At 66.9% G+C, this 22767-nt stretch carries 24 protein-coding genes and 1 pseudogene; 15 read left to right on the forward strand and 10 right to left on the reverse strand.

The genetic code is table 11. From position 1 onward, the window contains the following. Positions 1 to 30: 30 nt before the first annotated feature. The 5 genes from HNR28_RS16970 (at position 31) to HNR28_RS16990 (ending at position 4658) form a co-directional block, all read left to right on the forward strand. Complete coding sequence (locus tag HNR28_RS16970) at positions 31 to 1194, forward strand: ABC transporter substrate-binding protein (protein ID WP_151023865.1); 1164 nt, start codon at positions 31 to 33, stop codon at positions 1192 to 1194. A 109-nt stretch (positions 1195 to 1303) separates the two neighbouring features. After that, positions 1304 to 2179 (forward strand): branched-chain amino acid ABC transporter permease, encoded by an 876-nt coding sequence (locus HNR28_RS16975; RefSeq protein WP_151023864.1) that lies wholly within the window; start codon positions 1304 to 1306, stop codon positions 2177 to 2179. A gap of 10 nt (positions 2180 to 2189) precedes the next feature. Next, positions 2190 to 3176 (forward strand): branched-chain amino acid ABC transporter permease, encoded by a 987-nt coding sequence (locus tag HNR28_RS16980; RefSeq protein WP_151023863.1) that lies wholly within the window; start codon positions 2190 to 2192, stop codon positions 3174 to 3176. Then, positions 3173 to 3916 carry an ABC transporter ATP-binding protein gene (locus HNR28_RS16985; RefSeq protein ID WP_151023862.1) on the forward strand — a complete coding sequence of 248 codons (744 nt, stop codon included), beginning with the start codon at positions 3173 to 3175 and terminating at the stop codon, positions 3914 to 3916. Before HNR28_RS16980 ends, HNR28_RS16985 begins: the two co-directional genes overlap by 4 nt. A 4-nt stretch (positions 3917 to 3920) precedes the next feature. After that, positions 3921 to 4658 (forward strand): ABC transporter ATP-binding protein, encoded by a 738-nt coding sequence (locus HNR28_RS16990; RefSeq protein ID WP_151023861.1) that lies wholly within the window; start codon positions 3921 to 3923, stop codon positions 4656 to 4658. Here HNR28_RS16990 and HNR28_RS16995 read toward each other — a convergent pair. After that, complete coding sequence (locus HNR28_RS16995; protein ID WP_151023860.1) at positions 4643 to 5284, reverse strand: TetR/AcrR family transcriptional regulator; 642 nt, start codon at positions 5282 to 5284, stop codon at positions 4643 to 4645. The two genes, HNR28_RS16990 and HNR28_RS16995, sit on opposite strands and share 16 nt — an antisense overlap. Beyond that, positions 5281 to 6240, reverse strand: a complete 960-nt coding sequence (locus HNR28_RS17000) for a LysR family transcriptional regulator (RefSeq protein ID WP_151023859.1) — start codon at positions 6238 to 6240, stop codon at positions 5281 to 5283. Before HNR28_RS17000 ends, HNR28_RS16995 begins: the two co-directional genes overlap by 4 nt. Before the next feature lie 204 nt (positions 6241 to 6444). Here HNR28_RS17000 and HNR28_RS17005 point away from each other — a divergent pair. The 4 genes and pseudogenes from HNR28_RS17005 to HNR28_RS17015 all read left to right on the forward strand — a co-directional run. After that, positions 6445 to 7353: pseudogene (locus HNR28_RS17005) on the forward strand (ketopantoate reductase family protein); the annotation flags it as partial. A gap of 3 nt (positions 7354 to 7356) precedes the next feature. Next, on the forward strand, positions 7357 to 7722 hold the full coding sequence (locus tag HNR28_RS18600; protein ID WP_242404341.1) for a VOC family protein: 366 nt from the start codon (positions 7357 to 7359) through the stop codon (positions 7720 to 7722). A gap of 26 nt (positions 7723 to 7748) precedes the next feature. Then, a complete protein-coding gene (locus tag HNR28_RS17010) occupies positions 7749 to 8249 on the forward strand; it encodes a MaoC family dehydratase (RefSeq protein WP_409364710.1) in 501 nt (166 codons plus the stop codon). After that, positions 8246 to 9481, forward strand: coding sequence for a CaiB/BaiF CoA transferase family protein (locus HNR28_RS17015; protein ID WP_151023856.1), 1236 nt, complete (start codon positions 8246 to 8248; stop codon positions 9479 to 9481). The genes HNR28_RS17010 and HNR28_RS17015 overlap by 4 nt, the downstream gene beginning before the upstream one ends. Positions 9482 to 9575: 94 nt before the next feature. On the opposite strand, the gene aroQ is transcribed toward HNR28_RS17015, so the two are convergent. From aroQ to HNR28_RS17040, 5 genes are all read right to left on the reverse strand, one after another. Beyond that, the gene (gene aroQ, locus HNR28_RS17020) at positions 9576 to 10022 is read right to left on the reverse strand and encodes a type II 3-dehydroquinate dehydratase (RefSeq protein ID WP_151023855.1); all 447 of its coding nucleotides are present in this window, start codon (positions 10020 to 10022) and stop codon (positions 9576 to 9578) included. A 94-nt stretch (positions 10023 to 10116) separates the two neighbouring features. Next, on the reverse strand, positions 10117 to 11139 hold the full coding sequence (locus HNR28_RS17025) for a TRAP transporter substrate-binding protein (protein ID WP_043679035.1): 1023 nt from the start codon (positions 11137 to 11139) through the stop codon (positions 10117 to 10119). A gap of 37 nt (positions 11140 to 11176) precedes the next feature. Then, positions 11177 to 12454 (reverse strand): TRAP transporter large permease subunit, encoded by a 1278-nt coding sequence (locus HNR28_RS17030; protein ID WP_151023854.1) that lies wholly within the window; start codon positions 12452 to 12454, stop codon positions 11177 to 11179. Then, a complete protein-coding gene (locus tag HNR28_RS17035) occupies positions 12451 to 12960 on the reverse strand; it encodes a TRAP transporter small permease (protein ID WP_151023853.1) in 510 nt (169 codons plus the stop codon). The genes HNR28_RS17030 and HNR28_RS17035 overlap by 4 nt, the downstream gene beginning before the upstream one ends. Positions 12961 to 12975: 15 nt before the next feature. Next, positions 12976 to 13884, reverse strand: a complete 909-nt coding sequence (locus tag HNR28_RS17040) for a shikimate dehydrogenase (RefSeq protein WP_151023852.1) — start codon at positions 13882 to 13884, stop codon at positions 12976 to 12978. Between the two features lie 168 nt (positions 13885 to 14052). Here HNR28_RS17040 and HNR28_RS17045 point away from each other — a divergent pair, with 168 nt between their 5' ends. Beyond that, the gene (locus HNR28_RS17045; protein WP_151023851.1) at positions 14053 to 15528 is read left to right on the forward strand and encodes an aldehyde dehydrogenase; all 1476 of its coding nucleotides are present in this window, start codon (positions 14053 to 14055) and stop codon (positions 15526 to 15528) included. Between the two features lie 18 nt (positions 15529 to 15546). Here HNR28_RS17045 and HNR28_RS17050 read toward each other — a convergent pair whose 3' ends face one another. The 3 genes from HNR28_RS17050 to HNR28_RS17060 are packed head-to-tail and all read right to left on the reverse strand — an operon-like array spanning position 15547 to position 18007. Continuing rightward, positions 15547 to 16413, reverse strand: a complete 867-nt coding sequence (locus HNR28_RS17050) for a sugar phosphate isomerase/epimerase family protein (RefSeq protein WP_151023850.1) — start codon at positions 16411 to 16413, stop codon at positions 15547 to 15549. Then, positions 16410 to 17297 (reverse strand): VOC family protein, encoded by an 888-nt coding sequence (locus HNR28_RS17055; protein ID WP_151023849.1) that lies wholly within the window; start codon positions 17295 to 17297, stop codon positions 16410 to 16412. The genes HNR28_RS17050 and HNR28_RS17055 overlap by 4 nt, the downstream gene beginning before the upstream one ends. After that, the gene (locus tag HNR28_RS17060) at positions 17294 to 18007 is read right to left on the reverse strand and encodes an IclR family transcriptional regulator (RefSeq protein ID WP_151023848.1); all 714 of its coding nucleotides are present in this window, start codon (positions 18005 to 18007) and stop codon (positions 17294 to 17296) included. The genes HNR28_RS17055 and HNR28_RS17060 overlap by 4 nt, the downstream gene beginning before the upstream one ends. 218 nt (positions 18008 to 18225) lie before the next feature. On the opposite strand from HNR28_RS17060, the gene HNR28_RS17065 reads away from it, so the two are divergent. The 5 genes from HNR28_RS17065 to HNR28_RS17085 all read left to right on the forward strand — a co-directional run. Continuing rightward, the gene (locus tag HNR28_RS17065) at positions 18226 to 19131 is read left to right on the forward strand and encodes a DMT family transporter (RefSeq protein ID WP_151023847.1); all 906 of its coding nucleotides are present in this window, start codon (positions 18226 to 18228) and stop codon (positions 19129 to 19131) included. A gap of 346 nt (positions 19132 to 19477) precedes the next feature. Continuing rightward, positions 19478 to 19852: a 30S ribosomal protein S12 gene (rpsL, locus tag HNR28_RS17070; protein ID WP_043679020.1), complete on the forward strand. Its 375-nt coding sequence runs from the start codon at positions 19478 to 19480 to the stop codon at positions 19850 to 19852. A 153-nt stretch (positions 19853 to 20005) separates the two neighbouring features. Beyond that, complete coding sequence (rpsG, locus tag HNR28_RS17075) at positions 20006 to 20476, forward strand: 30S ribosomal protein S7 (RefSeq protein WP_043679017.1); 471 nt, start codon at positions 20006 to 20008, stop codon at positions 20474 to 20476. Between the two features lie 30 nt (positions 20477 to 20506). Beyond that, a complete protein-coding gene (gene fusA / locus HNR28_RS17080; RefSeq protein ID WP_043679014.1) occupies positions 20507 to 22609 on the forward strand; it encodes an elongation factor G in 2103 nt (700 codons plus the stop codon). Positions 22610 to 22673: 64 nt separating this feature from the next. Further along, the coding region (locus HNR28_RS17085) for a GTP-binding protein (protein WP_005434227.1) at positions 22674 to 22767 on the forward strand (94 nt) is incomplete at its 3' end.

Below are 22767 nucleotides of genomic sequence, written 5' to 3' on the forward strand. Positions count from 1 at the left end.
CGCACTATCGCGTCATCTCAGGAGACAAGCATGAAAGCCTTCACCCCGTTCCGGAAGTACGCGCTCGCGGGCTCCCTCGCCCTGGTACTGGCCGGCCTGTCCGCGCCGGCGCCGGCAGCCGATACTGTCAAGATCGCCGAGATCACCGAACTCACTGGGCCGGGAGCCACATCCGGCACCAACTTCAAGAACGGTGTGGATCTGGCCGTCAAGGAAATCAACGACGCCGGCGGCATTCTGGGCCGTCAGATCGAGACGACCTCGGCCGATACGCAGACCAATCCGGGCATCGCCAAAGGCTTGGCCCAGAAAGCGATCGATGATGACGCCTTTGCCGTGTTCGGTCCGGTGTTCTCGGGCTCGATCATGGTCAGCATGGTTGTGACTGAAGAAGCCAAAGTGCCCAACTTCATCGGCGGCGAGGCAGCGTCCATCACGCAGAGAGGAAATCCCTACGTCTTCCGCACCAGCCTGACTCAGGCTGACGCCATGCCCAAGATTGCGCGCTACCTGGACGGCCGCAAGGACATCGCCAGCATCGCCGTGATCTTCGTGAATGACGATTTCGGCAAGGGCGGACGCGACGCCATCATCGAGGCGCTCAAGAGCACCCACGTGAAGGTCGTCGAAGACATTTCGACCAGTTCCAGCCAGGTGGACTTCAGCGCGGCCGTACTCAAGGCCAAGCAGAGCAAGGCCGACGCGATCTTCGCCTACCTGCATGAGGAGGAATCCGCACGCCTGCTGCGCGAGCTGAAAAAACAGGGCTGGGACAAGCCGATCATCGGCGAAACCACGCTGACGGGCCAAAAGGTCGTCGAACTCGCCGGCCCTGCCGCCGAGGGCGCCATCGCCCACGTGGGCCTAACGGTGGATGCGCCGCTGCGCGGCATGAAAAAGTTCAACGAGGACTTCCAGAAGGCCTACGGCTATGTGTCGGATCATAACGGCATCAAGGGCTATACCGGTGTTTACATGCTCAAGGCCGCCATCGAAAAGGTCGGCAAGTTTGATCGTGAGGCCGTCGCCCAGGCCTTGCACGGCCTTCATATTTCCGTCGGGGAGCATCCCGGCGTCCTGATGGATGTCACCATCGATGACAAGGGTGACCTGGACCGCGAGAGTTTCCTGGTGCATGTGGATAACGGCCGCCAGAAGGTCAGAGAGATTCTGCCGCCTCTCTCCAAAAAGTAAAACGACGTGACTCTCCTGCTGGCCGCGCACCTTCTGAGCAGCAGCCAGCAGAGGAGCGGCCGGGGTTTCGCACCTGACGACCCATCCACTCGAATCGGCGACAGCCAAGATGACAGACTTCATTCAACTCATTATTTCCGGGATGGCCACCGGGGCGATCTACGCCCTGGCCGCCCTAGGATTCACCTTGCTGTGGCAAGCATCCGGGACGATCAACTTTGCCACGGGCGAGTTCGTCATGCTGCCGGCATTCTCGATGCTGGCCTTCCAGTCGCTGGGCCTGCCCCTGCTGGTGAGCTTTCTGCTCACGCTGGTGGTCGCCACCGCCGTGCTGGGATTCGGTTTCAAGCGCGCCATCGTCGATCCGATGCGCAAGTTCGGCGTGATGCCCCTGGTGGTGGCCACGATCGGACTGGCGCTGATCATGCGCAGCGGCGTGCAGATCGCCTTCGGCGCGCAGGCGCTGCCTTTCAAGAACATCTTCGGTTACGAGGTCTTCCGTTTCGCGGGCGTGAGCGTGTCGGCCAACGATCTGGGCACCCTGGCCGTCACCCTGATCGTCGTCCTGGGCCTGCAGGCTTTCCTGCAGCGCACGGTCACTGGCCGCGCCATGCAGGCGGTGGCGCAGAACACCGAATCGGCCGAGGTGCTGGGGATCAAGGTCAACCGCATGATCTTCTACACCTTCGCCATCAACGCCATGCTGGCCAGCTTGGCCGCACTGCTGGTCACGCCGCTGTACCTGGCCAAGTTCGACATGGGCATCACCCTGGGGCTGAAGGCCTTCCTGGCGGCTATCATCGGCGGGTTCAACAACTCGCGTGGCGCGCTGCTGGGCGGCATCATCATCGGTGTGAGCGAAAACCTCGCCGGCGCCTACATCTCGCCAGCCTACAAGGACGGCGTCGCGCTGGCGCTGTTCCTGCTTGTGATCCTGTTCAAACCCAACGGCTTGCTGGGCGCGCCCGCCGAGCGCAAGGTCTGAGGGGACGGCCATGAAGAAAATCAATCTGTTCCTGGGCGTGCTGAGCCTCGCGGCACTGATCATCGCGCCGCACTTCTTCAAGACCTACGGCGTGTATCTGCTGACGTACTGGCTGGTCTACGTCATCGCCAATCTGGGCTTGAACCTGATCGTCGGTTATGCGGGCCTCAAGGCGCTGGGCCATGCCGCCTTCTTCGGAATCGGCGCCTATTCCTCGGCCATCCTGATGCAGGCGGGCGTCAATTTCTGGGCGGCCATGCTGGTGGGCATGGTGCTGTGCTTCGTGCTCGGCCTGCTGGTGGGCTTTCCGGCCCTGCGCGTGCAGATGCATTACCTGGCTTTCGCCACGCTGGGCCTGAACGAAATCTTCGTGCTGGTCCTGCGCAACGAGGAATGGCTGACGGGCGGCACGTTCGGGATCTCGGGCATCGCGCGTCCCAGCCTGTTCGGCTATGTCTTCAAGGGGGCGATCCCGTACTACTACTTCGTGCTGGTCTTCGCCCTGATCGCCTTCCTGCTGTTGTGGTGGCTGATCCATTCGCCCTGGGGCAAGGCCTTCATGGCGTTGCGCGACAATCCGATCCGCGCCGAGAGCCTGGGCGTGAACATCCAGCGCTACACGCTGCTGGCCTTCGCCATCGGCGGAGTGTATGCAGGCGTGGCCGGTTCACTGTTCGCCTCGCTGGTGCAGTTCATTGATCCGGAGCCCTTCAACGTGCAGATCTCCATCCTGATGTTCCTGATGGTGATCCTCGGCGGCCCGGGCTATCTGCTCGGACCGGTGCTGGGTTCGTTCATCGGCGTCTTCGCGCCCGAGTGGCTGCGCTTCACCGAGGGCTGGTACCTGCTGCTGTTCGGCGGCGTGGTCGTGTTGTTGATGATCTGGCTGCCGGGCGGGCTGCTGTCGCTGCGCCAGGCCCTGGCCGCACGCCGCGAAGCCAAGGCGCATGAGGCGGCGCGCCTGTCGGCGGCCGCGCAGGCAAGGAGAGGCGCATGAATCCGATACTGAGCGTCAAGGGGCTCAAGAAATCCTACGGTGCCATCCAGGCGGTGCGCGGCGTGTCCTTCGAGGTCATGCCGGGTGAGATCTTCGGCGTCATCGGGCCCAACGGCTCGGGCAAGACCACCATGTTCAACAGCATGCTCGGGCAGATCACGCCTGACGAGGGCCAGATCTTCCTCGACGGCAAGGAGATCACGCATCTCAATCCGCAGCAGCTCAGCATGCAGGGCGTGGGGCGCACGTTCCAGACCCTGCAGGTCTTCGGCAACATGACCGTGCGCGACAACCTGATTGTGGCTGCGCAAGAGCATCGCGGCACCATGATGCAGCGCCTGTTCGCGCCCTCCGATTCGGGGCTGGGCGGCCGTGCCGATGAACTGATCGACTTGTTCAACATCGCCCACGTCAAGCACAAGCCGGCCGGCGCGCTGTCCTACGGCCAGCAGAAGCTCGTGGACATTGCCATGGCCTTCATGAGCGAGCCCGCGCTGGTGCTGCTCGACGAGCCTTGCGCCGGGGTCAATCCGCGGCTGGTGAGCGGGATTGCACGCATGCTCAAGGAACTCAACCAGCGGCGCCAGGGCTCGTTCGTCGTGATCGAACACAATATGGACTTCGTCATGGATCTCTGCCATCGCATCCTGGTGATGGTCGAAGGCGAGGTGATGATGGTGGGCTCGCCCGCCGAAGTGCGGGCGAACAAACAGGTGCTCGACGCCTACCTGGGGAGCTGAGGCGATGTCTGAAACCGCGATTGAATTTCAGGGTGTCGTGGCCGGCTACAAGGATTTCATGATCCTCAACGAGCTGTCCTTCCAGGCTCGCAGCAGCGCCATCACCCTGCTGCTGGGCCCCAACGGGGCGGGCAAGTCCACCGTGCTCAAGACCTTGTTCGGGTTGCTCAAGGTCCGCCAGGGCAAGATCCTGCTGCACGGCGAGGACATCACCCATTCCAGCGCGCGCGAACTGCTGGCGCGTGGCATCGCCTTTGTGCCCCAGGGGCGTAATCTGTTCGGGCAGCTCACGGTTTATCAGAACCTGGAACTGGGCGGCATCACGCTGGGCATGAAGACCACGCACGAGCGGATTCCCGAGGTGCTGGACCGTTTTCCCCGGCTCAAGGAGCGGCTGCATTCGCAGGCCTCGACGCTGTCGGGCGGCGAACAGAAACAGCTCGAGATCGGCCGCGCTTTGTTGCTGCGCCCCCGCGTGCTGCTGATCGACGAGCCGTCGATCGGCCTGTCGCCGCAGATCGTGGCGGGCGTGTTCGAGCTGCTGCGCCAGCTCGTGTCGCAGGGGATGACGGTGCTGATGGTCGAGCAGAACGTCAACAGCGCGCTGAAGATCTCGGACGACGCCATCGCGCTCGCCTCGGGCACCTGCGTGCTGCACAAGCCCGCGGCTGAGCTGCTGCTCGATCCCCACATCGAGCGCCTGTTCCTCGGCGCCGGGCTCCCCACTCAGGCCAGCATGTAGCGCAGGATCATGTCGATCACGTTCTGCCGCCGCTGCGCGTAGGCTTCGGGGGCCATGATGTCGCGCTTGAAGATCAGCGAGAACGTGTGCTGGTTCGAGACGTTGAAGAAGCACAGCGCGCTGATCGAGGCATGCAGGTCGATGGGGTCCAGGCCCGGCCGGAACAGGCCCTGGGCGCAGCCGCGCGCGTAGATCTCGCGGATGCCGTCGATCGCCGGGATGTTCAGGTCCTTGATCGACGCGGACTGCGCGAGGTAGCGGCCGTTCTGCATGTTCTCGTTCATCACGAGCCGCACGAAATTGGGATTGGCGGCCTGATAGTCGAACGTGAATCCGACCAGGGTGCGCACGGCCTCGATCGGCGGCAGACTTTCCAGGTGCAGCGTTTCCTCGATGTGGCGGATGTCGCGGTAGGACTTCTCCAGGACGGCGAGGTACAGCCCCTGCTTGCTCCTGAAGTAGTAGTAGATCATCCGCTTGCTGGTCGAAGTCTGGGCGGCGATCTCGTCGATGCGCGCGCCGGCCAGGCCTTTCTTGGCGAATTCCCGGATGGCCACTTCGAGGATGTTCTGCCGGGTGGCGGCGGGATCGTTGCCGCGGCCGCGGGATCGTGGGGTCGGGGTCATGGTTTCAAGCGGGCGTGGAGGGGCGTGGAGGGGCGTGGAGAGGACCGGTCCGGGCCGAACAGGGCCATGCAGGCCTGGCGCAGCCAGCGGTTGCCGGGGTCGTGGTGGAATCGGGCGTGCCAGTGCTGCTTCACGCTGAAGGGGGCGATGGGAAAAGGGCAGGCGTGCAGCCGCAGCGTCCCGCGGCCGGCCAGCGTCTCGCCCGTCTGGCGCGGGACGGTCACGAGCAGGTCGCCGGCTTCGAGCACGGCTGACAGGCCGAGGAATCCCGGCAGCTCCAGCACGACGCGGCGCTCGATCCCGGCGCGCCGCAGCGCGTGTTCGAGCAGGTGATGGCCGGTCCCCGCGGCGATCTCGATGTGGCCCTCGCGGCGGTAGGCCGGCAGGTCCAGCGTCCCGCCGATGCGGGGATGGTCCGCGCGCGCGAGGCAGACCCAGTCCTGCGTGAACAGCGTCTGCTGGTAGACGCCGGCGCCCAGTTCCGGGATCAGCCCCAGGGCCAGGTCGGCCGTGCCCGACTGCAGGCGCTCGACCAGGGAATCGTCGATCGGCGCGGCGCGCAGGCTGCAGGCGCTGGCGGCCTGCCGCAGGTGGCCCAGCAGCCGGGGAAGCAGGTTGACGTGGCTGGCGTCGGTCATGGCGATGCAGAAGCGCCGTTCGGAGCGCATCGGGTCGAAGGCCGGCGCCGCGCCGCCGATGGCGCGTAGGGCCTCCAGGGTGGCGCGCACGGTATCGATCAGGTCCCGCGCGCGCGGCGTCGGGCTCATCCCCTCGGACGTGCGGACGAACAGCGGATCGCCTAGCTGCTCGCGCAGCCGCGCCAGCCAGATGCTGACGGTGGGCTGGCTCAGCCCCAGCGTGCGCGCTGCGCCCGTGACGCTGCCCTCCGTGTAGAGCACGTCGAACAGGCGCAGCAGCTTGGTCTCGGGCAGCGCGTCGAGCAGGGGATCCGCCATGCCGTATTTAAAAACACAATGAATTGAATTTTGATTATTGCATTTAATTTAAATGCCCGCCTCCCTAGAATGGACCGGAGACGCGGCGGACATGAATCCGGCATGGGCCGCCGGAGAGGAGCCGGCGGATGCGCATCGGACACGATGCGGCCATGACTCGGACATGCGCCGGACGGCGCGCAGGCGCGCAAGGAGCGAAGGATAGTGAAAATCTGCATATTGGGGGCGGGCGCGCTGGGAAGCGCCCTGGGCGCGAGCCTGGCCGAGGGAGGCTCGGAGGTCGTCCTGCTCAGCCGCAATGCCGCGCACGTCGAGGCCATCCGCGCCGGCGGGCTGCGCCTGCGCGACCAGGACGACGAGCGCCGCGTGCGCCTGCGGGCGGAGACCGAGGCGGCCGCGGTCGGGCCGGTGGACCTGGTCGTCGTGCTGGTGAAGTCGTTCCAGACCCGCGAGGCCCTGGCGCAGGCCGGTCCCCTGTTCGGTCCCGGCACGCTGGCGCTGTCCCTGCAGAACGGCCTGGGCCACGAGGACATCCTGGCGGAATCCATCGGCCGCGAACGCGTGCTGGCGGGCAAGACCTACGTGGGCGGGACGCTGCTCGGGCCCGGCCACGTGCTTGCGGGCGTGCGCGGCAAGGAAACCCTCCTCGGCGAGCTCGACGGCGCGCGCACCGGCCGGGCGCTCGCCATCGCGCGGGAATTCGAGCGCGCCGGCCTGCCGGTCCGGCTCAGCGACAACATCCTGGGCACGATCTGGGACAAGCTGCTGATCAACGTGGCGACGGGCGCCCTCACGGCCATCACGCGCATGCCCTACGGCCCGCTGTTCCAGTGCGCGCCGCTCGAAGCCGTCGGCGTGGCGGCGGTGCGCGAGGCGATGGAGATCGCCCATGCCGCCGGCGTGCGCCTGTCCATCGCCGATCCGCTCGAAGCCTGGCGCAGGGCGGGCGCGGGCCTGCCGGCCGACTTCCGCACCTCGATGCTGCAGAGCCTGGACAGGGGCAGCGCCACCGAGATCGACTACATCAACGGCGCCGTGGTCGAACGCGGCCTGCGGCTGGGCATCGCCGCGCCGGTCAACGCCACCCTGGCCGCCTGCGTCAAGGGAATCGAGGCCATGGCGGGGCGGACCGCGCTGGCGCGCCCGCCCGGCATCGACCACGCCGCCGTGCGGGTGGAAGACATCGGCTGGCACGTCCGCTTCTTCGAGGAGGTCCTGGGCATGCCGGTGCGCGAGATCGACGGTCCGCCCGAGGCGCCCCGCCAGGTCTGGCTCGAAGGCGGCGTCCAGCTCATCGCCGCGCCCGCTGCGGCCGGCGACGCCGGGCGGGCGCAATCCCGCATCGCCCACGTCGCCCTGCGCGTGCGGGGCTTGGAGGCGGCGCTCGCGCGCGCCGCGGGCTGGCCCGTGACCGTCCTGCCGCAGGGGCCGAACTGGCTGCGCACGCCCGACGGCGTCGCGCTCGAACTATTCGATTGCTGACAAGGACCCCTGCAATGAATCCCGCAATGAATCCTGCAATGAATCCCGCGGTGAAGGAACTGTATTTCGACGAAGTCGAGGTCGGCGCCCGGGGCGTTTCGCCTTCGCGCACCGTGACCGCGGCGGACATCGACACGTTCGCCGACCTGACGGGCGACCACACGCCGGTCCACACCGACGAGGCCTATGCGCGCACCACGCCCTTCGGCACGCGCGTGGCCCACGGGCTGCTCGGCCTGTCCCTGGCCGACGGCCTCAAGAGCCGGTCCGACCTGCGCTTCGTGCCCGGGATGTCGCTGGGCTGGACCTGGGACTTCACCGGTCCGATCAAGATCAACGACACGGTGCAGGTGCGCTTTCACGTCGCCAGCGCCCGCCTGTCGCGCAGCCGCGCCGGCTGGGGCATCCTGGTGCTGCCCGCGGAAATGCGCAACCAGCATGGCGAGGTCGTGCAGCGCGGCGAGCACCGGCTCATGATTCCCTGCAGGCCGGGCTTCGCGCCTGCCGCGGCGGGAGACGCGCCATGACGGCGGCGCAGGCACGCCCGCTGGAGGGCATCCGGGTCATCGACTACAGCCATTTCCTCGCCGGCCCCTATCTGTCCCGCTGCCTGGCTGCCCTGGGCGCCGAGGTGATCAAGGTCGAGCGTCCCACCGAGGGCGACGCCGGGCGCCAGCACCCCTTCTTCATCCAGGGCCAGAGCGGCTACTTCCTGCAGCAGAACATGGGCAAGAAGGGGCTGTGCGTGAACCTGAAGGACGCGCGCGGGCGCGAGCTGATGGAAAAGCTCGTGGCCACGGCCGACGTCTTCGTCGAGAACTACCGCCCCGGCGCCCTGGCCCGGCTCGGCCTGGGCTACGAGGCGCTCTCGGCGCTGAATCCGGGCCTGGTCTACTGCTCGGTCTCGGCCTACGGCCACACCGGACCCGAGTCCCACCGCGCCGGCTTCGGCCTGATCGCCGAGGCCAGGAGCGGCATCATGGCCATGATCGGCTCGCCGGGGGAAGCGCCGCCGCTGCTGCGCATCGCGCTGGGCGACATGGTCACCGGCATCCACGGCGTGGCCGCCGTCAACGCCGCGCTGCTGGGGCGCATCAAGTCGGGCCGCGGCCAGCACATCGACCTGTCGCTGTACGACTGCCTGGTCTCCATGCACGAGTACGCGGGCCAGTGCTACACCCTGTCCCAGGGCCGGGTGAAGCCCGAGCAGAGCGGCCACGACCTGCCCGACTCGACCCTCTACGGCGTGTTCGCGGCGCGGGACGGCTGCCTGGTCATCGCCGCGCAGGTCGATGCATCCTGGAAGCGTCTGGCGCCGCTGGTGGGCGGCGAAGCCTTCGCGGCCGATGTCCGGTTCCACTCGCCGCAGGGGCGCAACGCCCACCGGCAGGAGATCCTGCCCGTCGTGCGCGCCTGGACCGGCGCGCGCACGGTGGCGCAATGCCTGGCGGCGCTGGATGCCGTGGACGTGCCCTGCGCCAAGGTGCAGGACATCGGCGAGGTGCTGGCCGACCCCCAGATCCGGGCGCGCGGCATGGTGGTGCGCCAGCACCATCCGGTGCTGGGCGACGTGGACCTGCTCAATACGCCGTTCCGCTTCTCGGGCTGCGACACGACCCTGCGCGAGCCGGCGCCGCTCATGGGCCAGCACAACCGGCGGATCGCCGCCGAACTGGGTTTCTGCGCCGCCGACATCGAAGCCATGGTGCGCGACGGGGTGTTGTACCAGGAAGCCGCCGTCGCCGGGCTGGAGACCTGAAGCGCCGCGCCCTGCGCCGGGCCGGAAAAGACGAGGGGCGCCGCGAGGCGCCCCTTTTGGCGTGCCCGGCTTGCGGCCGGGACGCGGTCCGGGTTCAGGCCTGCTTCGCCTTGGCCGCCGACACGGCCGCGCGCAGGGCCAGCAGGTAGCTGTCCACGCCGAAGCCGCAGATCTGGCCCAGGGCGATTTCCGCGAAGACGGACTTGTGGCGGAATTCCTCGCGAGCATGGATGTTGGACATGTGCAGCTCGACGATGGGCACCGTCAGGATCGCCAGCGCGTCGCGCAGGCCGTAGCTGTAGTGCGTCCAGGCGCCGGCGTTGATCAGCACGGCGTCCACGCCGTCCTGGTAGGCCTGGTGGATGCGCTCGCACATCGCGCCTTCGCAGTTGGTCTGGTAGCTCTCGATCGTGACGCCCAGTTCCTTGGCCAGATCGGCCAGCTGCGCGTCGATCTGTTCCAGCGTGATCGTCCCGTATTGCTTGGGGTCGCGCTTGCCGAACATATTGTGGTTGATGCCATGCAGCATGAGGATCTTCATACGACGCTTCCTGTCTTGAGTGGTCTTGAATCGGTCTGGGTTGGCCTGGATCGGAGGGCCTGCGCGGGCCGCGGGCGGCCCGCGCCGGACGGGATCAGGGCTTGCGGATCTTGTCGATTTCCGCGTACATCGACTTGACGGTGTCTTCGCCGACTTCCCGAGTATATTTTTCGACCACCGGTTTGACCATCGCGCGCATCTTGTCCAGGTCCGCGGGCGAGAGTTCCGTGACCTGCATGCCGTGCTTCTTCAGGGTTTCCAGCGCCGTGTGGGCGGCGTCGCGGGACACCTGGCGCTGGTAGGCGGCCGCTTCGGTGGCGGCGTCCTGGATCAGCTTCTGCTCGTCCGGATTGAGCGAATCCCAGAACTTCTTGCTGATGATGACGGACTGCGGATTGTAGATGTGGCGCGTGACTGCCAGGTACTTCTGCACCTCGTCGAGCTTGGCGTTCAGGATCACCGTGAACGGATTTTCCTGGCCGTCGACGGCGCCCTGTTCCAGCGCGTTGTAGACCTCGGGCCAGGCCAGGGGCGTGGGGTTGGCCCCCAGCGCCTTGAACACGTCCACGTAGATCGGCGACTGGATCACCCGCAGCTTCAGGCCGCTGATGTCCTCGGGCTTGTTGATCGGATGCTTGCCGTTGGTGATGTTGCGAAAGCCCAGGTCGAAATAGGCCAGGCCGATCAGGCCCTTGTCCTGCAGCTTCTTGTGCAGCGTCTGGCCGAAGGGGCCGTCCACCAGCGCGTCCACTTCCTTGTCGTTGTTGAACAGGAAGGGGAAGTCGAAGGCCGCGAAGTCCTTGATCTGCGCCTGAAGGATGCCGGAGTTCAGCACGGTCATCTCGATGGTCCCGCCCTGCAGGGCGGAGACCGTTTCCAGGTCGCCGCCCAGCACGCCGCCGGGGAACAGGCGGACGCGGATCTTGTTGCCGGACTTCTGGGCCACCAGGTCGGCGAATTTCTGCATGCCCATGACCTGGGGATGGCCCTTGTTGTTCTGCGAGGCGAACTTGATGCTGTGTTCGCGGATGTCGGCCGCGTGGCCGACCCCCAGGGATGCCAGGCCGAAGCCCAGGGCCATGAGGGAGGAAAGGACGAGGCGTTTCATGGGTTTCATGGTTGTCTCCTTGGATTGTCGAGCACTTGTCGAACTATTAATAGAGCCAGCGCGCGGGAACGAGCACCAGATCGGGGAACAGCACCAGCAGGAAAAGCACGGCGAGCTGCGCGAGCAGGAAGGGAAGGGCGCCGCGCGTGACATCGTCCATGCTCAGCCGCCCGACGCCGGCGACCGTGTTCAGCACGGTGCCGACCGGCGGCGTGATCAGGCCGATGGCATTGTTGATGATGAACAGCACGCCGAAATACACCGGATCGATGCCCGCCGCCTTGACGGCGGGCATCAGGACCGGGGTGAGGATCAGGATGGTGGGCGTCATGTCCATGGCGGTGCCGACCAGCACCACCAGGGCCATGGCGGCGAGCATCAGCAGCAGCGGCTCGCCGATCAGCGGTTCGAGCAGGTCCACCATCCGGTCGGGCAGGCCGGCCACGGTGATGAGCCAGGCGCTGACCATGGCGGCCGCCACCAGCAGCATGATGACCGCGGAGACCTTGGCCGAGCTGAGGAACACCTGGTAGAGGCTGCGCAGGTTCATCTCGCGGTAGATGAACGTCGAGACGAACCAGGAGTAGACGGCGGCCACCACGGCGGCCTCGGTGGGCGTGAACACGCCGAAGCGCAGGCCCACGATGATGATCACCGGCATGCCCAGCGCCCAGATGCCCTCGCGCGCCGCGTGCAGGACGTCCCGGGGGCTCTTGCGCGGCTGGGGCGTGATCGGCTCGCGGCGCACCAGCCAGGCCCAGGTCACCCACAGCGCGGCGCCCATCATCAGGCCCGGCAGGATGCCGGCCAGGAAGAGCTTGGAGATCGACACGTTGGCCGCGACGCCGAAGATGATCATGCCGATGCTGGGCGGGATGACGGGCGCGATGATGCCCGCCGACGCGATCAGGCCGGCCGAGCGCTTGCGGTCATGGCCGGCGGCCGTCATCATGGGCAGCAGCAGGGCGGTCATGGCGGCCGCGTCGGCCACGGCCGAGCCCGACAGCGCCGCCATCAGGCAGGCCGTGATGATGGTGACGTAGCCCAGGCCGCCCTTGACGTGGCCCACCAGCACCATGGCGAAGTCCACGATGCGGCGGGACAGGCCGCCCACCGTCATGATTTCGCCGGCCAGCATGAAGAACGGCACCGCCAGCAGGGGGAAGCTGTTGGCCCCGTTGATCAGGTTCTGCGCCAGGATCTGCGCGTCGAACATGTCCAGCTGCCACATCAGGGCGGCGCCCGAGATGAGCAGCGCGAAGGCGATCGGCACGCCGATGGCCATGGCGCCCAGCAGGGCGACGAGAAAGGTCGTCAGGATCATGCTTGTTCTCCGGCGTCGTCGATGTAGCGGTCCACGGTGGCCATGGAGCCCGTGGCCAGGCGGTAGAGGTCGCCCACCAGGACCAGCGCGCCCGCGACGCTGAAGACCATGCCGCTGGCATAGAACAGGCCCATGGAGATGCCCGTGATGGGCGCGCCGACCGACACGTTGATGAGGGTTTGCGACAGGGCGCCCGAGAACACCAGCCAGCAGATGTACAGCATGGCGAGGCGGCCGATGAACAGGCTGATGCGGCGGCCGGCCGGCGGGAGCCGCCGGACGACGAAATTGGAGCCCAGGTGGGTGTTCTCGCGCATGGCGATGATGCTGCCCAGGAACGTGATCCAGATGAACAGCCAGCGGGACATCTCTTCCGAGATCAGGATGCCCGAATTGAAGCCGTAGCGCAGGACGACGTTGCCGAACACCAGCACGACCATCGCCGCCAGCATGGCCACGATCAGGAAGGACAGGCCGCGCGTGCAGGAATCGATGATTTTTTTCATGGCGGGATCCTCGCGTCAGGCGGGATGGGTGGGGCGGTCGGCCGCGGCCGCGGCGCGGCGCGCCAGGATTTCCGCCACGTGCGCGGCCATGCGGCGCGCATCGGCGGCGATGCCGTTGGTATAGAGCTCGAAGGCCCGGGCCGCCTGGTGCACGACCATGCCCAGGCCGTTGATCGTGTGGCAGCCCTTTGCGCGCGCGATGCGCAGCAGCTCGGTCTCCAGCGGGAAATAGATGATCTCGGCGAACCAGTGGCGCGGCTCCAGCAGCGACCCCGGGATCGGCGTGCCGGGGTGCTTGCGCATGCCCACCGGCGTGGCGTTGATCAGGCCGTCGGCGCGGCGCAGGGCCTGGGCCGGATCGCCGCCGACGTCCACCGGGATGCCGGGAAAGCGCGTCCGCAGGGCCTGGGCGAGGTACTCGGCGCGGCCCGCCGTCTGGTCGAACAGGGTCAGGCTGCGCGCGCCCAGCCGCAGGATGGCGTCGGCCACCGCGGCGCCCGCGCCGCCGGCCCCGAGCTGCACGACGTGGCCCGGCGCCCGGCCGCCCAGGTTCTCGCGCAGGTTCTGCGAGAAGCCGTAGTGATCGGTGTTGTGGCCGATGCGCCGGCCGTTGCGCAGGACCACGGTGTTGACCGCGCCGATGACGCGCGCCTCGTCGGACAGTTCGTGGAGGTGCGGGATGACGGCCTGCTTGCAGGGATGGGTGACGTTCAGGCCGGCGAAGCCGAAGCGCTCCGCGGCGGTCAGGAGCTCGGGCAGGTTCGCCGGCCCCAGGCCGAGTTCGTCCAGATCGATCCGCTGATAGATGCAGAGCAGCCCGTGCCGCGCCGCCTCGTGCTCGTACAGGGTGGGACTGAGGGACTCGCCGATGCCTTCGCCAATCAGGCCGAGCAGCAGGGCGGGCGTTTCGTTTTCCGGACGCATGGGATGTCTTCCTGGTTGTATGTACCGGTTCGTACATATTTTCGCTATAGAATAGAATTCAGTTCCGAACCGCGTCAAACAGAATTTGCTAGGTGATTACCCTTGTTTGTCTAATTCTGTTCAGCAGAATATGATTCTGTTAGAAAGAACTTCCTAGGTGGAACCGTCATGTCCCTGCCCCGCTACGATCACTTCATCAACGGCGCCCGCGTGCCGCCCGCGTCCGGCGATTATTTCGACACCGAAAACCCCTATACGGGCGAAGTCTGGGCGCATATCGCGCGCGGCAACGCGGCCGACGTGGATGCCGCCGTGGCCGCCGCCAAGGCCGCCTTCGAGGGTCCGTGGGGCGGCCTGACCGCCACCCGCCGCGGCCAGCTGCTGCGCCGCCTGGCCGACCTGGTGATCGAGCACGCCCCCCGCCTGGCGGAAATCGAGCAGCGCGACAACGGCAAGCTGTCCTCCGAGGTCGTCGCGCAGGTGCGCTACATGGGCGAATACTTCCATTACTACGCCGGCCTGGCCGACAAGGTCGAAAGCAAGGTCATCCCCACCGACAAGCCCGGGGTCTTCACCTTCACCCGCTACGAGGCCAAGGGCGTGGTGGTGATCATCACGCCCTGGAATTCCCCGCTCACCCTCACCAGCTGGAAACTGGCACCGGCCCTGGCGGCGGGCTGCGTGGCGGTGGTCAAGCCCTCGGAATTCACCTCGGCCTCGATGCTGGAATTCGCCGCGCTGTTCGAGCAGGCGGGCTTTCCGCCCGGGGTGGTCAACGTCGTGACGGGCTTCGGCGCCGAAGTCGGCGAGCCGCTGGTGGCGCACCCCGACGTGGCGCACATCGGCTTCACCGGCGGCGAGCTGGCCGGCAAGCGCATCTACGAGGCGGCGGCGCGCAACCTCAAGACCGTCACACTGGAACTGGGCGGCAAGTCGCCCAACATCATCTTCGACGACGCCGACCTGGACCAGGCCGTCAAGGGCGTCGTGTCGGGGATCTTCGCCGCGTCCGGCCAGAGCTGCCAGGCCGGCTCGCGCGTGCTGGTGCAGGAAAGCATCCACGACGAGCTGATCCGGCGCCTGGTCGAATTCGTGGGCACGGCCAAACTGGGCGATCCGACCCGGCCCGACACCCAGATCGGGCCCATCGCCACCCGGCCGCAGTTCGAGAAGGTGCTCGACTACATCCGCATCGCGCGCGAGGAAGGCGCCCGCTGCGTGCTGGGCGGCAAGGCGCGCCCGGACCTGGGGGCCGGCCAGTTCGTCGAGCCCACCATCTTCACCGGGGTGGACAACCGCATGCGCATCGCCCAGGAGGAAGTGTTCGGGCCGGTGCTGTGCGTCATCCCCTTCAAGGACGAGGCCGACGCCATCCGCATCGGCAACGACATCCTCTACGGCCTGGCCGGGGCGGTCTGGACGCGCAGCCTGCATCGCGCGCTGTACGTCACCGAGCGCCTGAAGGCCGGCACGGTCTGGGTCAACAACTACCGCGCCACCAGTTTCACCACGCCCTTCGGCGGCTACAAGCGTTCGGGCATCGGCCGCGAATCGGGCTCGGACGCCATCCACGAATACCTGGATACCAAGAGCGTCTGGATTTCCACCGACCTGGACGTGCCCAACCCCTTCATCCGCCGCTGAGCGCCGCGGCGGGCCCGCTCAGCGGGCTGGCGCGCGCCGCAGCGGCAGGCGCCGGCGCAGGGCCTGGTCGTGGATCCATCCCACCGAGCGGATGCCCAGCCGCGCCACCGCGTGGGCCGGCAGCTGCCGGTAGTCCTTGTTGAAGACCAGCAGGCTGTAGCTGCCCTCGTAGTCCAGGCCGTCCAGGCGCCGCACGAGGGCGGCGACCTGGTCGCTCTGCACGCCGTCGCCCGGAAACACCCGCATGCGGTCGGCGTCGTGCGGCTGGTTTTCCCGCAGCGCCGGGACGCCGAAGTCGGCGAGCTGCACCAGCACGATCCTGTCCGGCGGGATCTCGTCCAGGATGCCGAAGGCCGAGCCCTCGGCGATGAAGTGGAAGGCGTCCAGCACGAGGCCGAGGTTGGCGTGCGCGGCGCGGCACACCAGGTCCCAGGCGCTGCGGATGTCCGCGCCCGTGTGGCTCCAGGGGATCGCCTTGAAGCCGATGCGCACGCCCGTCGGCACGGCCAGGTTGGCCAGCTTGCGCAGGTCGGCCTCGGCGCGTTCCGGCGCGAGCGCGCGCGGCAGCGCCGCCGAGGCCGACACGATCAGCAGCGGCGCGCCCACGTCGGCGCAGATTTCCAGCAGGGCCTTGGCCACGTCGAGCTTGTAGCGGTGCGCCGGGCCGTTCATGCCCTCGTAGTCGCGCATCAGCTGCAGGCCGGTGATCTCCAGGCCGCTTTCGCGCACCCGCCGGACCGCGGTTTCGTAGCCCTCGGGGTGGTTGGCCAGGTCCCGCGCCCACAGCATGACCTGGGAGAAGCCGGCCGCCTCCGCGGCGCGCAGGCGTTCCTCCAGGGAGCCCGCCATGCAGGCCAGGTCGATGCCGAAGCGCTCCTGGCTCATCGGGATTCCCGGGGCGGCGTGGCGTGGCGCACCAGCTCGAACGTCACGTCGTAGGACATGGCCGCGGTGATGGCGCCGTGGGCCTCCGTGTGGATGAAGGCGTTGTCCTGGAAAGGCACGCCCTGCGCGGCCATGGCGCGCACCGTCCCCAGCACGTCGGGCGTGCCGAAGGCCAGCCGCGCGAACTGCTCGTCCCATTCCGTGTCGTAGAGGGCGTCGCCCACCGGCTCGACGAGCTGCAGGTGGAAGCATCCGCAGGGGCTGCCCAGGATGGTGCCGCGCGGCAGGATGCCGAAATGGGTTTCCGCGGGCAGGGCCCTGAAGCCGAACAGCTGGGCGTAGAAGTCGGTCCACTGCGCGCTGCGCCCGGGGCCGATGTGCTGCACGAGGCCGAAGAAATGCAGGTCCGGCACCAGCGGCTCCACGTCCCGCTGCTCGTCCAGGTAGATGAAATCGATGTCGTAGATGGAAAAGGGGCGCAGACGGTCCACCAGGTAGATGACGGTGTCGCCCACGCCGTGGATGCCGGGGATGTTCAGTTCCATGGCGCCCGCCCGGGTGGGGATGGGCCAGGCGCCCCAGGCCATGCTGCGCTCGTAGGCCCGGCCGGCGTGGTCCACCTGGAACGCCACGGCGCTGATCTGGTGGTCCTCGCCCTCGCGCGCCACGCTGGCCAGCGTGGCGGGATCGGAATTGACGATGAGGTTCATGCCGCCCTGGCGGTACAGCAGCACCTGGCGGGAGCAGTGGCGGGCGATCTGGCGAAAGCCGATCCGGGTCAGCACGGCGCCCAGTTCCTCGGGGCGGGTGGAGGCGAATTCGATGAACTCGATCCCGCGGATGGCCGGCGGGGGGCTGGCGAACGCGGTTTCCTCGGCGCTCATGGCGACGTACCCGCGCCGCCTTCGGGCCAGCGCCCGCCCAGGGCGTCGGTGAGCTCGGCCGCGTGGCGCTTGAGCACGGGGATCACCTGGGCGATCTTTTCCTCGCTGAAGCGGTATTTGGGGCCCGAGATGGACACCACGCCGGCCAGCTGCTGGCCGATCCCGAACACGGGACAGGCCACGGCCCCGATCTCGGGGTCCCGCTCGCCCAGGGAGACCGCGTAAAGCGCGCGTCGTATGTCGTCGTATTTCTCGCCCGCCTCCTGCTCGAAGGCGCGCATGACATGGCCCGAGGCGCCCACCTTGAGGGGCAGGGCGTCGCCCTCGTGGACGGAATCGCGCACCGAGCGCGGCGCGTCCACCCGGTGCAGGCAGATGCGGGCGTCGTGGTCCTTGATGAAGAAGGAGGCGCCTTCCTGGAGCTCGTCCACGATGCTGCGCAGCACGGGCACGACGATGTCGGCGCTGCGGAAGTGCTTCTGGTAGAGCGAGCCGAGATACAGAGGCTTGGGCCCGAGGCGGTAGGTGCCGTCTTCCAGGCGGCGGAGATAGCCGAACTTCTCCAGCGATTCGGCCAGCCGCAGCGTCGTGCTCTTGTAGAAGCCCGCGCGCTTCGAGATGTCCGTGAGGGTGAGGCTGTCTCCTCCGTCGATGAATACGTCCAGGATGGTCAGTGCGCGGTCTACCGCGGCGACGCCTTCACGGGTCATGGGGGGCGGCCTCTTGCAGGGTGGGAAATCCGGTCATGGGGCTATGATAACCGAATACGGTTCTATTTTTCAGCCGTTTTGGCCCCGGCGCCGGCCGCAATGATTTATCCTTATGCTTTATCGGAACATCGTATGACCACGCGCCGAAGCGCAGGCTCCGCCGACCATCGCGGGGCCGAGCGCGGTAGTTTTCCCCCGGGGCCGCAGGCCTGACCACCATGGATGCGAACCGTCCCGCCCGGGTCTGGCTGGGGCCCCTGCTCATGTGCGTGGCCAGCCTGTTCTTTTCCGTCCTCGACACCGGCACCAAGTACCTGACGGCCGGCTATCCCGTCACCCAGATCGTCTGGGTGCGCTACATGGCGCAGGCGCTGGCCGTCTTCCTGATTTTCCAGCCGCGCATGGGGCGCGGCCTGTTCCGCACCCGGCGGTACGACATCCAGCTGTTCCGCGGCCTGTGCCTGTGCTGCGGCAGCGTGATGGTGATCAACGGCCTGGCGCGGCTGCCCCTGGCCGAGACCACCGCCATCGTCTTCATGGCGCCGGTGCTCATCACCCTGCTGTCCGGCCTGGTGCTGAAGGAAAAGGCCCGCCGCCTGGACTGGATCGCGGTGGCCTGCGGCTTCGCGGGGGTGCTCATCATCGCCCGGCCTGGCGGCGGCCTGCTGACCTGGGCCATCCTGTTCCCGGTGGGCTCGGCCGTCTGCAACGCGTGCTACCAGCTCGTCACGCGCTCCTCCCGCAGTTCCGAGCATCCCGCCACCAGCAACCTGTACACCGGCCTGATCGGCGCGCTGGTCCTGGCGCCCTGGGGCGCCATGGCCTGGATGCCCATGGCCTGGGCCGACCTGCTGCTGGTGGTCGCCCTGGGCACGGTGGCCGCGCTGGGCCACCTCATCATGACCCACGCCCTGCTGCACGCGCCGGCGGCCATGCTGGGGCCCTACGGCTACACGCAGATCTTCTGGGCGACCCTGCTGGGCTGGCTGGCCTTCTCGTCCGCGCCCGACGCCACGACCTGGGTGGGGATGCTGATCATCGCCGCGGGCGGCCTGCTGCTGTCGTCCGGGCCGCTGCTGCGGCGCTGGGCGCAGGGCTGGCTGGACCGCCCCGGCGCGCAGTGAACGGCGGCATCGGCCGCCCGCCCGGCCGCGTCCCTTTCCCGCAATAACTCTTTGCCCCGCAAAAACAAATCGTGCTACACTTCTTGGCTTGCTGGGTTAATGGCATCTGGTCACGGTATGCGCCGCATGATCTTGTGCCCGGCTTTTCGCCCCGGCAACACCGATGGCCTTTGCGGGCCCGGTGAGCAAGCCATCGTGCAAGACCCGCTCTTTACGTCATTCGTTTCAGGCGGATTTTGCGCACATCGCCTGAAAATGCCCCCGCCGCGCGCAGCGCGGCCAGGCAGGCCCGGGCACTCTGGATATCGACGTAAACGTACGCAAGTACAAAGGATGCGTAAAGGTCATGCCTACCATTGCTCAACTGCTGCGCAAGCCGCGCCAAGTCAGTCGCGAGAGCAGCAAGAGCCCGGCGCTGGATAACTGCCCCCAGCGCCGCGGCGTCTGCACCCGTGTCTACACCACCACCCCGAAGAAGCCGAACTCCGCCCTGCGCAAGGTCGCCAAGGTGCGCCTGACCAACGGCTACGAGGTCATCTCCTACATCGGCGGCGAAGGCCACAACCTCCAGGAACACTCGGTGGTCCTGGTGCGCGGCGGCCGCGTGAAGGACCTTCCCGGCGTGCGCTACCACATCGTCCGCGGCTCCCTGGATCTGCAGGGCGTCAAGGACCGCAAGCAGGCCCGTTCCAAGTACGGCGCCAAGCGGCCCAAGAAGTAATCCGCGCTCTCCCGCAACCGCCCTGTCCGCAATACCCGATCGCTCCAGATCGGCCGTGCAGCCGCAGCCATGGGGCTGTGGCACGTAAGTGGCTTTCCCGATGGAAGCCGTGGCCGCCCGGCGGCTCAACTGAATCGTCACAAGGAAATCGAAATGCCTCGTCGTCGCGAAGTACCGAAACGTGAAATCCTCCCCGATCCCAAATTTGGCAGTGTCGAGCTGGCCAAGTTCATGAACGTCGTCATGCTGTCCGGCAAGAAAGCCGTGGCGGAACGCATCGTGTACGGCGCCTTGGACCAGATCCAGGCCAAGACGGGCAAGGAACCCATCGAAATCTTCAACACCGCCGTCAACAACGTCAAGCCGGTGGTCGAAGTCAAGTCCCGCCGCGTCGGCGGCGCCAACTACCAGGTGCCGGTCGAAGTGCGCCCCGTGCGCCGCCTGGCCCTGGCCATGCGCTGGCTGCGCGAAGCCGCGAAGAAGCGCGGCGAGAAGTCGATGGACCTGCGTCTCGCGGGTGAACTGATGGATGCCGCCGAAGGCCGCGGCGGCGCCATGAAGAAGCGCGAGGACACCCACAAGATGGCCGAGGCCAACAAGGCCTTCAGCCACTTCCGCTGGTAATCCAGCCGGTCAATCACCAGGAAACACATCATGGCCCGCAAAACCCCCATCGAGCGCTATCGCAATATCGGTATTTCCGCGCACATCGACGCCGGGAAGACCACCACCACCGAGCGCATCCTGTTCTACACCGGCGTCAACCACAAGATTGGCGAAACCCATGAAGGCTCGGCCACCATGGACTGGATGGAGCAGGAACAGGAACGCGGCATCACCATCACGTCGGCGGCCACCACGGCCTTCTGGCGCGGGATGGAGCACCAGTACGACGAGCACCGCATCAACATCATCGACACCCCGGGCCACGTGGACTTCACCATCGAAGTCGAACGTTCCATGCGCGTGCTCGACGGTGCCTGCATGGTGTATTGCGCCGTGGGCGGCGTGCAGCCTCAGTCCGAAACCGTGTGGCGCCAGGCCAACAAGTACGGCGTGCCCCGCCTGGCCTTCGTCAACAAGATGGACCGCACCGGCGCCAACTTCTTCAAGGTCTACGACCAGCTCAAGCTGCGCCTGAAGGCCAACCCCGTGCCCATCGTCATCCCGATCGGCGCCGAAGACGACTTCAAGGGCGTCATCGACCTGACCAAGATGCGCGGCATCATCTGGGACGAAGCCTCCCAGGGCACGAAGTTCGATTACATCGACATTCCCGCCGACATGGTCGACCAGGCCAACGAATGGCATGAGAAGCTGATGGAATCGGCCGCCGAGGCCAACGAGGAACTGATGAACAAGTACCTCGAAACCGGCTCGCTGACCGAACAGGAGATCGACCGCGGCATCCGCCAGCGCACCATCGCCTGCGAGATCCAGCCCATGCTGTGCGGCACCGCCTTCAAGAACAAGGGCGTGCAGCGCATGCTCGACGCCGTCATCGACTACCTGCCCTCCCCGGTGGACATTCCCCCGGTCAAGGGCACCGACGACGAAGGCAACGAAATCAGCCGCAAGGCCGACGACAAGGAAAAGCTGTCCGCCCTGGCCTTCAAGCTGATGACCGACCCGTTCGTGGGCCAGCTCACCTTCATCCGCGTGTATTCGGGCGTGCTGAGCTCCGGCGACACCGTCTACAACCCGATCAAGGGCAAGAAGGAACGCATCGGCCGCATCCTGCAGATGCACGCCAACAACCGCGCCGAGATCAAGGAAGTGGTGGCCGGCGACATCGCCGCCGTCGTGGGCCTGAAGGAAGTCACCACGGGCGAGACCCTGTGCGACGTGGGCGACCACATCCTGCTGGAAAAGATGGAATTCCCCGAGCCCGTGATCTCCCAGGCCGTGGAGCCCAAGTCCAAGGCCGACCAGGAAAAGATGGGCATCGCCCTGTCGCGCCTGGCCGCCGAGGATCCGTCCTTCCGCGTGCGCAGCGACGAGGAATCCGGCCAGACCATCATCTCCGGCATGGGCGAACTGCACCTCGAAGTGCTGGTCGACCGCATGAAGCGCGAGTTCGGCGTCGAAGCCAACGTCGGCAAGCCCCAGGTGGCCTACCGCGAGACCATCCGCAAGACCTGCGAGGAAGTCGAAGGCAAGTTCGTCAAGCAGTCCGGCGGCCGCGGCCAGTACGGCCACGTCGTGCTCAAGCTCGAACCCCTGGAAGCGGGCGGCGGCTACGAGTTCGTCGACGCCATCAAGGGCGGCGTGGTGCCGCGCGAGTTCATCCCGGCGGTGGACAAGGGCATCCAGGAAACCCTGCCCGCGGGCGTGGTGGCCGGCTACCCGGTCGTGGACGTCAAGGTCACGCTGTTCTTCGGTTCGTACCACGACGTGGACTCGAACGAAAACGCGTTCCGCATGGCGGCCTCGATGGCGTTCAAGGACGGCATGCGCAAGGCCAGCCCGGTCCTGCTCGAACCCATGATGCACGTCGAAGTCGAAACCCCGGAAGACTACGCCGGCACGGTGATGGGCGACCTGTCGTCCCGCCGCGGCATGGTCCAGGGCATGGACGACATCCCGGGCGGCGGCAAGATCATCAAGGCCGAGGTTCCGCTGGCCGAGATGTTCGGCTATTCCACCAGCCTGCGTTCGCAGACCCAGGGCCGCGCCACGTACACGATGGAATTCAAGCAGTACGCCGAGGCGCCGCGCAACGTCGCCGACGAAGTCATCGCCGCTCGCGGCAAGTAATACACGGCCCGGCCGCATGGCCGGGCAACCACTCTTTCATTTCCTAGGAAATACGGGATACATCATGGCAAAAGGCAAGTTTGAACGGACCAAACCGCACGTGAACGTGGGTACGATCGGCCACGTTGACCACGGCAAGACGACGCTGACGGCGGCGA

The organism is Castellaniella defragrans (genome assembly GCF_014203015.1).
Lineage (GTDB): Bacteria > Pseudomonadota > Gammaproteobacteria > Burkholderiales > Burkholderiaceae_B > Castellaniella > Castellaniella defragrans.

Coding starts and splice junctions, on each gene's coding strand:
- HNR28_RS17045 (WP_151023851.1), top strand. CDS start 14,053: ATGTCCCTGCCCCGCTACGATCACTTCATCAACGGCGCCCGCGTGCCG.
- HNR28_RS17055 (WP_151023849.1), bottom strand. CDS start 17,297: ATGAGCGCCGAGGAAACCGCGTTCGCCAGCCCCCCGCCGGCCATCCGC.
- HNR28_RS17050 (WP_151023850.1), bottom strand. CDS start 16,413: ATGAGCCAGGAGCGCTTCGGCATCGACCTGGCCTGCATGGCGGGCTCC.
- HNR28_RS16980 (WP_151023863.1), top strand. CDS start 2,190: ATGAAGAAAATCAATCTGTTCCTGGGCGTGCTGAGCCTCGCGGCACTG.
- HNR28_RS17035 (WP_151023853.1), bottom strand. CDS start 12,960: ATGAAAAAAATCATCGATTCCTGCACGCGCGGCCTGTCCTTCCTGATC.
- HNR28_RS17025 (WP_043679035.1), bottom strand. CDS start 11,139: ATGAAACCCATGAAACGCCTCGTCCTTTCCTCCCTCATGGCCCTGGGC.
- HNR28_RS17040 (WP_151023852.1), bottom strand. CDS start 13,884: ATGCGTCCGGAAAACGAAACGCCCGCCCTGCTGCTCGGCCTGATTGGC.
- HNR28_RS17030 (WP_151023854.1), bottom strand. CDS start 12,454: ATGATCCTGACGACCTTTCTCGTCGCCCTGCTGGGCGCCATGGCCATC.
- HNR28_RS16975 (WP_151023864.1), top strand. CDS start 1,304: ATGACAGACTTCATTCAACTCATTATTTCCGGGATGGCCACCGGGGCG.
- HNR28_RS17065 (WP_151023847.1), top strand. CDS start 18,226: ATGGATGCGAACCGTCCCGCCCGGGTCTGGCTGGGGCCCCTGCTCATG.
- HNR28_RS17015 (WP_151023856.1), top strand. CDS start 8,246: ATGACGGCGGCGCAGGCACGCCCGCTGGAGGGCATCCGGGTCATCGAC.
- HNR28_RS16970 (WP_151023865.1), top strand. CDS start 31: ATGAAAGCCTTCACCCCGTTCCGGAAGTACGCGCTCGCGGGCTCCCTC.
- HNR28_RS17010 (WP_409364710.1), top strand. CDS start 7,749: ATGAATCCTGCAATGAATCCCGCGGTGAAGGAACTGTATTTCGACGAA.
- fusA (WP_043679014.1), top strand. CDS start 20,507: ATGGCCCGCAAAACCCCCATCGAGCGCTATCGCAATATCGGTATTTCC.
- HNR28_RS17000 (WP_151023859.1), bottom strand. CDS start 6,240: ATGGCGGATCCCCTGCTCGACGCGCTGCCCGAGACCAAGCTGCTGCGC.
- HNR28_RS16995 (WP_151023860.1), bottom strand. CDS start 5,284: ATGACCCCGACCCCACGATCCCGCGGCCGCGGCAACGATCCCGCCGCC.
- HNR28_RS18600 (WP_242404341.1), top strand. CDS start 7,357: ATGGCGGGGCGGACCGCGCTGGCGCGCCCGCCCGGCATCGACCACGCC.
- rpsG (WP_043679017.1), top strand. CDS start 20,006: ATGCCTCGTCGTCGCGAAGTACCGAAACGTGAAATCCTCCCCGATCCC.
- HNR28_RS16990 (WP_151023861.1), top strand. CDS start 3,921: ATGTCTGAAACCGCGATTGAATTTCAGGGTGTCGTGGCCGGCTACAAG.
- rpsL (WP_043679020.1), top strand. CDS start 19,478: ATGCCTACCATTGCTCAACTGCTGCGCAAGCCGCGCCAAGTCAGTCGC.
- HNR28_RS16985 (WP_151023862.1), top strand. CDS start 3,173: ATGAATCCGATACTGAGCGTCAAGGGGCTCAAGAAATCCTACGGTGCC.
- HNR28_RS17060 (WP_151023848.1), bottom strand. CDS start 18,007: ATGACCCGTGAAGGCGTCGCCGCGGTAGACCGCGCACTGACCATCCTG.
- aroQ (WP_151023855.1), bottom strand. CDS start 10,022: ATGAAGATCCTCATGCTGCATGGCATCAACCACAATATGTTCGGCAAG.